The organism is Paraburkholderia sp. Tr-20389 (assembly GCF_017104565.1).
Classification (GTDB): domain Bacteria; phylum Pseudomonadota; class Gammaproteobacteria; order Burkholderiales; family Burkholderiaceae; genus Paraburkholderia.
Map to the genome: position 1 here is coordinate 1 of NZ_JAAGPD010000093.1, position 7,220 is coordinate 7,220.

6 protein-coding genes and 2 pseudogenes are annotated in these 7,220 nt (G+C 61.5%); all 8 read right to left on the bottom strand.

The window, feature by feature from the left end; genetic code table 11:
• Positions 1-381 (bottom strand): annotated as a pseudogene (locus G3N95_RS40060) (pilus assembly protein FimV); the annotation flags it as partial.
• A 144-nt stretch (positions 382-525) separates the two neighbouring features.
• The gene (asd, locus tag G3N95_RS40065; protein ID WP_205975597.1) at positions 526-1,647 is read right to left on the bottom strand and encodes an aspartate-semialdehyde dehydrogenase; all 1,122 of its coding nucleotides are present in this window, start codon (positions 1,645-1,647) and stop codon (positions 526-528) included.
• Positions 1,648-1,948: 301 nt separating this feature from the next.
• On the bottom strand, positions 1,949-3,016 hold the full coding sequence (gene leuB, locus G3N95_RS40070; protein ID WP_205975598.1) for a 3-isopropylmalate dehydrogenase: 1,068 nt from the start codon (positions 3,014-3,016) through the stop codon (positions 1,949-1,951).
• Positions 3,017-3,081: 65 nt separating this feature from the next.
• Positions 3,082-3,735 carry a 3-isopropylmalate dehydratase small subunit gene (leuD, locus tag G3N95_RS40075; protein WP_205975599.1) on the bottom strand — a complete coding sequence of 218 codons (654 nt, stop codon included), beginning with the start codon at positions 3,733-3,735 and terminating at the stop codon, positions 3,082-3,084.
• An 89-nt stretch (positions 3,736-3,824) separates the two neighbouring features.
• Positions 3,825-3,977, bottom strand: a complete 153-nt coding sequence (locus tag G3N95_RS40810; RefSeq protein WP_241019211.1) for an entericidin A/B family lipoprotein — start codon at positions 3,975-3,977, stop codon at positions 3,825-3,827.
• A 7-nt stretch (positions 3,978-3,984) separates the two neighbouring features.
• Positions 3,985-5,394, bottom strand: coding sequence for a 3-isopropylmalate dehydratase large subunit (gene leuC / locus G3N95_RS40085; protein ID WP_205975600.1), 1,410 nt, complete (start codon positions 5,392-5,394; stop codon positions 3,985-3,987).
• A gap of 297 nt (positions 5,395-5,691) precedes the next feature.
• Complete coding sequence (gltA, locus tag G3N95_RS40090; RefSeq protein ID WP_205975601.1) at positions 5,692-6,993, bottom strand: citrate synthase; 1,302 nt, start codon at positions 6,991-6,993, stop codon at positions 5,692-5,694.
• Between the two features lie 90 nt (positions 6,994-7,083).
• Positions 7,084-7,220 (bottom strand): annotated as a pseudogene (locus G3N95_RS40095) (succinate dehydrogenase assembly factor 2); the annotation flags it as partial.

The following is a 7,220-nucleotide window of genomic DNA, read 5'->3' on the forward strand; positions in this document are numbered from 1 at the left end:
TGTCGCATCGACGGGCGGCAGGTTGAGCACAGCGCCCAGCCTCAAACGGCTCGGATCATGCCCCATGAACGCGTTGGGATTCGCGTCGAAGATCGCCTTTGCCGCGCGCGCCAGAACCGTGCGGTCGTGCGACTGCGTCATTGCGATTGCGGCGTCGTTCAGCGATTGCCCCGGCTGAACGGTGAATTGGGCCGCGCCAGCGTTGGCGCCCGCCGGCGCGCTCGCGCTCGTGGCAGCGCTTGCGGCGCTCGTGGCCGCTGTCTGCGCGTACGACGAGACCGGCATCGACAGTGCGCCGGCGAAGACGATTGCGACGGCCGCCGCAATCTGTTGCGAGCCGCTGCGTGTGGCGGCTTGAAGAATAGGGAATCGGGCCGTCATCGGGACCTTTCGTGCGCGGTCGTGCGGCGCATGCGTAGAAGTGTTGGCGACAAGATTCTGAAATGCACAATAAAAAAGCGCCGCGAAATCGCGACGCTTTTTGGAAGTTTTGAACGCGTCGTTCAGCTAACGCGTTAGTTTACTTTACTTGTCGAGCAGAATGCGAAGCATACGACGCAGCGGCTCTGCAGCACCCCACAGAAGCTGATCGCCGACCGTGAACGCGGACAGATATTCGCCGCCCATCGCCAGCTTGCGCAGACGGCCGACCGGAACGGTCAGCGTGCCCGTCACGACTGCGGGCGACAGGTCGCGGATCGACGCTTCGCGCTCGTTCGGCACGACCTTCACCCAGTCGTTCGCCGATGCGAGGATGCCGTTCACTTCGTCGAGCGGCACGTCCTTCTTCAGCTTGATGGTCAGCGCCTGCGAGTGGCAGCGCATTGCGCCGATACGCACGCACAGACCGTCGACGGGAATCGAGCCCGGCTGGCCCATGGCCGGCTTGCCGAGAATCTTGTTGGTTTCCGAGCCGCCCTTCCACTCTTCCTTCGACATGCCGTTGCCGAGATCCTTGTCGATCCACGGAATCAGCGAGCCGGCGAGCGGCACGCCGAAGTTGTCGGTCGGCATGCGGTCGCTGTTCATCGCCGACAGCACGCGACGGTCGATATCGAGAATCGCCGACGACGGATCGGCCAGGTCTTCCTTCGCCGAGCCGTACAGCGTGCCCATCTGCTGCAGCAGTTCGCGCATGTTCTGCGCGCCCGCGCCCGATGCGGCCTGGTACGTCATGGCCGTCATCCAGTCGACGAGGTTCTCGCGGAACAGGCCGCCCAGCGCCATCAGCATCAGGCTGACCGTGCAGTTGCCGCCGATGAAATTCTTCTGGCCCTTGACCAGCGCATTCTTGATCACGTCGAGGTTGACGGGGTCGAGAATGATGACGGCGTCATCCTTCATGCGCAGCGCCGAGGCCGCGTCGATCCAGTAACCGTCCCAGCCCGCTGCGCGCAGCTTCGGGAACACTTCGTTCGTGTAGTCACCGCCTTGGCAGGAGATGATGGCGTCGCACTTCTTCAGGTCTTCGATGCTTGTCGCATCTTTGAGCTTGGTCTCGTTCTTGGCGAACGACGGCGCATTGCCGCCCGCGTTGCTGGTGCTGAAGAACACCGGTTCGATCAGGTCGAAATCGCGTTCTTCCTGCATGCGTTGCATCAGGACGCTGCCGACCATGCCGCGCCAACCTACGAGACCTACGTTCATGACTTCATACCCTTCGAGTGGACACTTCCCCGCATCTTTGCCCGCAGTGACCGCGCGGGGAAGATGGGCGGGCACGACGGACGATCAGCGCTTCGTGATCGTTTTCGGGGTAATCGTTTTGATGGTAATGGCGAGCGCAACCACGCGGGCCGTTTTGCCGCGCAGTGTCGAAATCGAGGTGATTTGAGGAATCGTCGCCATCAGCAGAGTCTACACGAAAACCCGTTTTGTGCGGCGCGTACGCCGCGATTTGCGTGAATCAGCCCTGAAACAAGCCAATTCACGCAGATTGGACCAGCAATTACAGCGCGGCGATCACGGCGTCGCCCATCGCTTCCGTGCCGACCTGCTTGCAGCCCGGCGTGAGGATGTCGCCCGTACGATAGCCCTGCTCCAGCACCTTTTTCACGGCGCTTTCAATGCGGTCGGCCTGCTCCGCGCGGTTCAGCGAATAACGCAGCATCATCGCGGCGGACAGGATCGTGGCGAGCGGGTTCGCGATGCCCTTGCCCGCGATGTCCGGCGCCGAACCGTGGGACGGCTCGTACAGACCCTTGTTGTTCTTGTCGAGCGAAGCCGACGGCAGCATGCCGATCGAGCCCGTCAGCATGGCCGCTTCATCCGACAGAATGTCGCCGAACATATTGCCCGTGACGATCACGTCGAACGACTTCGGCGCCTTCACGAGCTGCATCGCGGCGTTGTCGACGTACATGTGCGACAGCTCGACGTCTGCATATTCCTTCGACACATCGATCATGATGTCCTTCCAGAACTGCGACGTTTCGAGCACATTCGCCTTGTCGACGGACGTGAGCTTCTTGCCGCGCTTTTGCGCTGCCTGGAACGCGACGTGCGCGATGCGGCGGATTTCCGGCTCCGCGTAACGCATCGTGTCGAAGCCTTCCTTCGCGCCTTCGAACAGGCCGTCCGGCGCCTGACGCACCCCGCGCGGCTGGCCGAAGTAGATGTCGCCGTTCAGTTCGCGCACGATCAGGATGTCGAGGCCCGAGACGATTTCAGGCTTCAACGACGACGCGCCCGTCAGTTGCGGATAGCAGATGGCCGGACGGAAGTTCGCGAACAGCTGCAGATGCTTGCGCAGGCCGAGAATGGCCTGCTCCGGGCGCAGCGCGCGCTCGAGCGAGTCGTATTTCCAGTCGCCGACGGCCCCGAACAGGATCGCGTCCGCTGCCTTGGCGAGCTTGAGCGTAGCTTCCGGCAGCGGATGACCCGCCGCCTCGTAGCCCGCGCCGCCAACGGGCGCTTCTTCCAGCTCGAACTTTTCGCCGAGCACGTTCAGCACCTTGACTGCTTCCTTGACGATTTCCTTGCCGATGCCGTCGCCCGGCAACACTGCGATCTTCATGCGAATTCCTTGTTGGTTTCTGTCTGGCTTCGTTCAAGCGCGCGCTTTTGCTTAACGCACCTGCTTCAGCGCACGAGACGGTTGTTCAGCCACGGCTGCTTCGCGATGCGCTCAGCTTCGTACTGACGGATCTTGTCCGCGTGACGCAGCGTGAGGCCGATGTCGTCGAAGCCGTTCAGCAGGCAGTACTTGCGGAACGCGGCGACTTCGAACGGATATTCGGTGCCGCCGTCCGTCGTGCGCACGACCTGCTTTTCCAGATCCACGGTCAGCTGGAAACCGTTGAACGCGAATGTTTCGTTGAACAGATGGTCGACCTGCTGTTCCGTCAGCACGATGGGCAGCAAGCCGTTCTTGAAGCAGTTGTTATAGAAGATGTCCGCGAAGCTCGGCGCGATGATCGCGCGGAAACCGTACTGCTGCAGCGCCCACGGCGCGTGCTCGCGCGAGCTGCCGCAGCCGAAGTTCTGGCGCGTGAGCAGGACCGACGCGCCCTGATAGCGCGGCTGGTTCAGCACGAAATCCGGATTCAGCGGACGCTTCGAGTTGTCCTGACCCGGCTCGCCGTGGTCGAGATAACGCCATTCGTCGAACGCGTTGGGACCGAAGCCCGTGCGCTTGATCGACTTGAGGAACTGCTTCGGAATGATCGCGTCGGTGTCGACGTTCTCGCGATCGAGCGGCGCCACGACGCCGGTATGTACGATGAATTTATCCATGACGCTTTAGCCTGTTCGAAGCCGGGCGACGTGCATTTTGCAAGGTGATCACGCGGATCACTCACGCCGGCCGGCGAATCAAAAACCGCTTACTTTTTCGCCTCGTTGCTGATCGATCCGCCCAGATGCTGCAGATCTTCGCCAAAGCCATGCACCGTGTTGCAACCCGCGAGGCCGAGCAGCATCCCGGCAAGCGTCGCGAGTGCGAATCGGCGCAGAAGTGCGATGCGATCGATGTTCATGTTGGGCTCATCCCAGCTTGCGAATGTCGACGAAATGCCCTTCGATAGCGGCAGCCGCAGCCATCGCGGGACTGACGAGGTGCGTGCGCCCGCCCGCGCCCTGACGGCCTTCGAAGTTACGGTTCGAGGTGGACGCGCAACGCTCGCCCGGTTCGAGGCGGTCGGCGTTCATCGCGAGACACATCGAGCAGCCCGGCTCGCGCCATTCGAAGCCCGCTTCCGTGAAAACCTTGTCGAGACCTTCACGTTCGGCTTGCGCCTTCACGAGACCCGAGCCCGGCACGACCATCGCGAGACGGATGTTCGGCGCGACACGGCGGCCGAGCTTCTTCACGACCCACGCGGCGGCGCGGATGTCTTCGATACGCGCGTTCGTGCACGAGCCGATGAAGATCTTGTCCGGCTTGATCGATTCGATGGGCAGATTCGGTTCGAGCGCCATGTAGTGCAGCGCGCGCTCCATCGCGTCACGCTTCACCGGGTCTTTCTCTTTTTCCGGATCCGGCACGCGGCCGTCGATGGACGTGACCATTTCCGGCGACGTACCCCACGTGACTTGCGGCACGATTTCGGCAGCATTCAGTTCGACCACGCGATCGAAATGCGCGTCCGGATCGGACTTGAACTGCTTCCAGTATTCGACGGCCTGATCCCATTCGACGCCTTGCGGCGAGAACGGACGGCCCTTCAGGTATTCGACAGTCGTGTCGTCGACAGCGACCATGCCCGCGCGTGCGCCCGCTTCGATCGCCATGTTGCAGACGGTCATGCGGCCTTCCATCGACAGCGCGCGAATGGTCGAGCCGCCGAATTCGATGGCATAGCCCGTGCCGCCCGCCGTACCGATCTTGCCGATGATCGCGAGCACGATGTCCTTCGCCGTGCAGCCACGCGGCAACTGGCCTTCAACCTTGACCAGCATGTTCTTGCTCTTCTTCTGCAAGAGCGTTTGCGTGGCCAGCACGTGCTCGACTTCCGACGTGCCGATGCCGTGCGCCAGCGCGCCGAACGCGCCGTGCGTGGACGTATGCGAGTCGCCGCAGACGATGGTCATGCCCGGCAGCGTCGCGCCCTGCTCCGGCCCGATGATGTGGACGATGCCCTGGCGCATGTCGTTCATCTTGAACTGCGTGATGCCGAACGCGTCGCAGTTCGCGTCGAGCGTATCGACCTGCAGCTTCGACACAGGGTCAGCGATGCCGTGGCTGCGATCCGTGGTCGGCACGTTGTGGTCGGACACCGCCAGATTCGCGCTGATGCGCCACACGGGGCGCTCGGCCATCTTCAGCCCTTCGAACGCCTGCGGGCTGGTCACTTCATGCAGCAGTTGACGGTCGATATAGAGAATAGTCGTGCCGTCTTCTTCCGTGTGGACCACGTGCGTGTTCCACAATTTGTCGTAGAGAGTCTGTGCCATGGTATGCGGGGGTAGTAATGACAACGGGCAGTTCGTGTCCGATCGATTATGCCACGCAGTTGCGCGTCCAGGCTCACCAGGCATCGAGAAAACCGATAAAAAACATGGAGTTGGGTGGTAGTGCCGATACCTGTATCGGCACTACCAGAGGTGAGACTCCGGGAATATCGACCGCTCGAATCGCTTGCCCGAAGCCGTGTTTCGCGCGCCAAAAAACAAAACACCCCAACGGCGAACCGTTGGGGTGTTTCACTCGATGCGTTTAACGCAAGCGTAGAGCGCTGGCGCGCCCGTTGCTTAACGCTTACCGATCGCCGTTGCTTCGCGCGGCGATTCGCCGATGAACAGCTGACGCGGACGGCCGATCTTCTGCTCGGGGTCGGCGATCATTTCGTTCCACTGTGCGATCCAGCCGACCGTACGTGCCATCGCGAAGATACACGTGAACATCGACGTCGGGATGCCCAGCGCGCGCTGCACGATGCCCGAGTAGAAGTCGACGTTCGGGTACAGCTTGCGCGACACGAAGTATTCGTCTTCCAGCGCGATCTTTTCGAGCGCCATCGCGAGCTTGAACAGCGGGTCGTCGTGCAGGCCGAGTTCATTCAGCACTTCGTGGCAGGTTTCGCGCATCAGCTTCGCGCGCGGATCGTAGTTCTTGTACACGCGATGGCCGAAGCCCATCAGCTTCACGCCCGAGTTCTTGTCCTTCACCTGCTCGATGAACTTCGGAATGTTGTCGACCGAGCCGATTTCTTCCAGCATGTTCAGCGCGGCTTCGTTCGCACCGCCGTGCGCCGGGCCCCACAGACACGCGATACCGGCAGCGATACACGCGAACGGGTTCGCACCCGACGAACCGGCCAGACGCACCGTCGACGTCGAAGCGTTCTGCTCGTGATCGGCGTGCAGGATCAGGATGCGGTCCAGTGCGCGGACCAGTACTTCGTTGACCTGGTACTCTTCGCACGGATTCGAGAACATCATGCGCATGAAGTTTGCGCTGTACGACAGATTGTTCTGCGGATACACGAACGGCTGGCCGATCGAGTACTTGTACGCCATGGCGACCAGCGTCGGCAGCTTCGCGATCATGCGGATCGCGGAGACTTCGCGGTGACGCGGGTTATTGATGTCGAGCGAGTCGTGGTAGAACGCCGACAGCGCGCCGACTGCGGCAACCAGGATTGCCATCGGGTGCGCGTCGCGGCGGAAGCCACGGAAGAAGAACTGCATCTGCTCGTGAACCATCGTGTGGTTCGTGACCGTCTTCACGAACTCGTCCTTCTGCGCCTGGTTCGGCAGTTCGCCCTTCAGCAGCAGGTAGCACGTTTCGAGGAAGTCGGCGTTTTGCGCGAGGTTGTCGATCGGGAAGCCGCGATACAGCAGCTCGCCCTTGTCACCGTCGATGTAGGTGATCGCCGAGTTGCACGACGCCGTCGACATGAAGCCCGGATCGTACGTGAACTTGCCGGTCTGACCGTACAGCTTACGGATGTCGATCACATCCGGGCCCATCGTGCCCTTGTAAATCGGCATTTCAACGCTCGGCGAGTTGTCGCTGAACGATAGCGTGGCTTTAACATCTGACGGGGTCATAGCACATCCTCAATCGAAGTATGGAAACAGGGTTTCGATAATTGCACGCCTGGATCAAACTCACCTGCGTAACGGCGAGGTCATACGAAATTACACGTTACGCAGCATCTCCAGCACCCGCCTGACATCTGCGTCGGCGAGGTCGCCTTCCGGTTCCTTGCGTGCGAGCAGCAAGTCCATCAGGTCGTTATCGCTCAGTTCCAGCAGGCGCGTGAGCGCGCCCACGT

Bases quoted from the DNA above. Each gene is read 5' to 3' on its own strand.
- asd (WP_205975597.1), bottom strand. From the start codon at position 1,647: ATGAACGTAGGTCTCGTAGGTTGGCGCGGCATGGTCGGCAGCGTCCTG.
- leuB (WP_205975598.1), bottom strand. From the start codon at position 3,016: ATGAAGATCGCAGTGTTGCCGGGCGACGGCATCGGCAAGGAAATCGTC.
- leuD (WP_205975599.1), bottom strand. From the start codon at position 3,735: ATGGATAAATTCATCGTACATACCGGCGTCGTGGCGCCGCTCGATCGC.
- G3N95_RS40810 (WP_241019211.1), bottom strand. From the start codon at position 3,977: ATGAACATCGATCGCATCGCACTTCTGCGCCGATTCGCACTCGCGACG.
- leuC (WP_205975600.1), bottom strand. From the start codon at position 5,394: ATGGCACAGACTCTCTACGACAAATTGTGGAACACGCACGTGGTCCAC.
- gltA (WP_205975601.1), bottom strand. From the start codon at position 6,993: ATGACCCCGTCAGATGTTAAAGCCACGCTATCGTTCAGCGACAACTCG.